This window comes from Geomonas sp. (assembly GCF_056994735.1).
This window is the reverse complement of record NZ_JBXKJL010000379.1, coordinates 1-2089: the sequence shown is the minus strand read 5'-3', so window position 1 is coordinate 2089 and position 2089 is coordinate 1. Positions and strand designations below refer to the sequence as shown.

Sequence of the window (2089 nt, the reverse complement as noted above, 5' to 3'; positions counted from 1 at the left end):
CAGCTGACCCGTGATCGACATCAGGATCTTTCTTCCCACTGTGCTAGTAAGTATTCGCATGTTTTTTGTCCCTTTGCGTGTTCGAAATCGTTTGGGGTGGTTTCTGGCTTTTGCGTACGCCGGAGGGGCTACAAGTCCCTGCGGTCCCGTTTTAAGGTGGGACTCGCGGTTTCCGCTCTAGCGAAATGGGGGTGCACGCCACGGGCTCAGTGCCTGCATTTGACCTCTCCTTTGTACTCATGATATTACCTGCAAGCGGAATGCGAGACAGAGCGCAGATTGGAGGTTTATACTCGGCGCATATTAAATGCCGTTATACCAAAATGCAACAATTTTTTGTATACAGCATACAATTAATGTAAAAGCCGCCTGTAAGTACTTTCCCGGTGGTTCTAACCGTGTTTTGCTGATCTCATGAGTCTGTTGCAGTTGCTTTTTGTGCGGGGCTCTGTTAAGAAAGTTAGCCAGATACAGCAAATTAAGAGAGAAACGGAAGGTTCATGATCTTTAGACTGCTCAAGAAGGACAAACATACCGCGGCCCGCCGCGGCACCGTCTACACGCCGCACGGCGAAATTCAAACCCCCATTTTCATGCCGGTGGCGACCCATGCCGCCATGAAAGCCATGACCCCGGCCCAGGTGAAGGATACCGGCGCCCAGATCATCCTCTCCAACACCTACCATCTGCACCTGCACCCCGGCGAGGCCCTGGTCCAGAAGGCGGGGGGGCTCCACAGGTTCATGGCCTGGGACGGCCCGATCCTTACCGACTCCGGCGGTTTCCAGGTCTTCTCGCTGCCGAACAAGCGCATCACCGAGGAGGGGGTCTTCTTCCGCCACGAGGACACCGGGGAAGAGATCTTCATCGATCCGGCCAAGGCCATCGCCATCGAGGAGGCCCTGGGCGCCGACATCATCATGAACTTCGACGAGTGCATCCCCTACCCCTGCGAGAAGAGCTACGCCGAGCGCTCGACCGAGAAGACCATCCGCTGGGCCAAGCAGTGCAAGGAGGCCCACACCAGGAAGGACCAGTATCTTTTCGGGATCGTGCAGGGGAGCGTCTACGAGGATCTGAGGAAGAGGTGTGCGCAGGAGCTGGTGAAGATGGATTTCCCCGGCTACGCCATCGGCGGGGTTTCGGTCGGCGAAGGACTCGAGCTATTGAAGCAGGTGGTGGGCTACACCGCGCCGCACCTCCCCGAGGACAAGCCGCGCTACCTGATGGGGGTGGGCCTTCCCGAGGACATCCTGGAGAGCGTCGAGCGCGGCATCGACATGTTCGACTGCGTGATCCCGACCCGCTATGCCAGAAGCGCCACCCTCTTCACCTATCGTGGGCGGATCAGGCTGACCAACAAGAACTACCGGCGCGATTTCTATCCGATCGACCCGAACTGTGACTGCTACACCTGCCAGAACTTCACCAGGGCCTATCTCCATCACCTCTTCACCGCCAACGAGGTGCTCTCGGCCATCCTGGCCAGCATCCACAACGTCCACTTCTATCTGAAGATGATGGGCGAGATCAGGCACTCGATCGAGGATGGGCGGTTCAGGGAGTACAAGGAGCAGTTCCTGGGGTCGTATCTCAAGGGGAAGTAGAACCTCTAGCAGAACCTTCAGCCACGGAGACGCGGAGAAACGGGAAGGCAAAGCAAAGCCCGTTAACAGGGATAGACAGGATGCAAGGGATAAACCTCTAGAGGCTTTTGGTTGAGATCTTTCATCCCGTTAATCCTGTTCATCCCTGTGGGAAAGCAGTTTTAGTTTTACTGGGAGCAACCAATGAGCCATGGAGCGCACGGTATCATCTCGATTTTGTTGCTGGCGCTGGTGATTTGCGCCTGTTCAAGGGAGAAGCCGCAGCCCGCGGCGAAGCAGAGTCAGGATGCGACCCTGGAGCTGATGGGGGAGCCGCTTTTCAACGAGCGGTGCCGGGACTGCCACAAGATCGGCGGCAAGGGGGGCACCACGGGGCCGGAGCTGTCGCACATCGGGGCCGACCGCGACCGGGCATACCTGCAGCAGGTGATACGAGAACCTTCCAAAGTCTTCCCGGGGACAGCCATGCCTCCCAACGACGC

The 2089-nt window shown here is 57.5% G+C and carries 2 protein-coding genes; both read left to right on the top strand.

Annotation, left to right across the window (positions count from 1 at the left end; genetic code table 11):
- The first annotated feature begins 500 nt into the window (after positions 1-500).
- On the top strand, positions 501-1607 hold the full coding sequence (tgt, locus tag AC11W3_RS16305) for a tRNA guanosine(34) transglycosylase Tgt (protein ID WP_484093363.1): 1107 nt from the start codon (positions 501-503) through the stop codon (positions 1605-1607).
- A gap of 183 nt (positions 1608-1790) precedes the next feature.
- On the top strand, positions 1791-2089 hold a 299-nt coding region (locus AC11W3_RS16300; RefSeq protein WP_484093362.1), incomplete at its 3' end, for a c-type cytochrome.

What these genes read in the sequence shown, in the direction of transcription:
- tgt (WP_484093363.1), top strand. Translation starts at nt 501, where the DNA reads ATGATCTTTAGACTGCTCAAGAAGGACAAACATACCGCGGCCCGCCGC.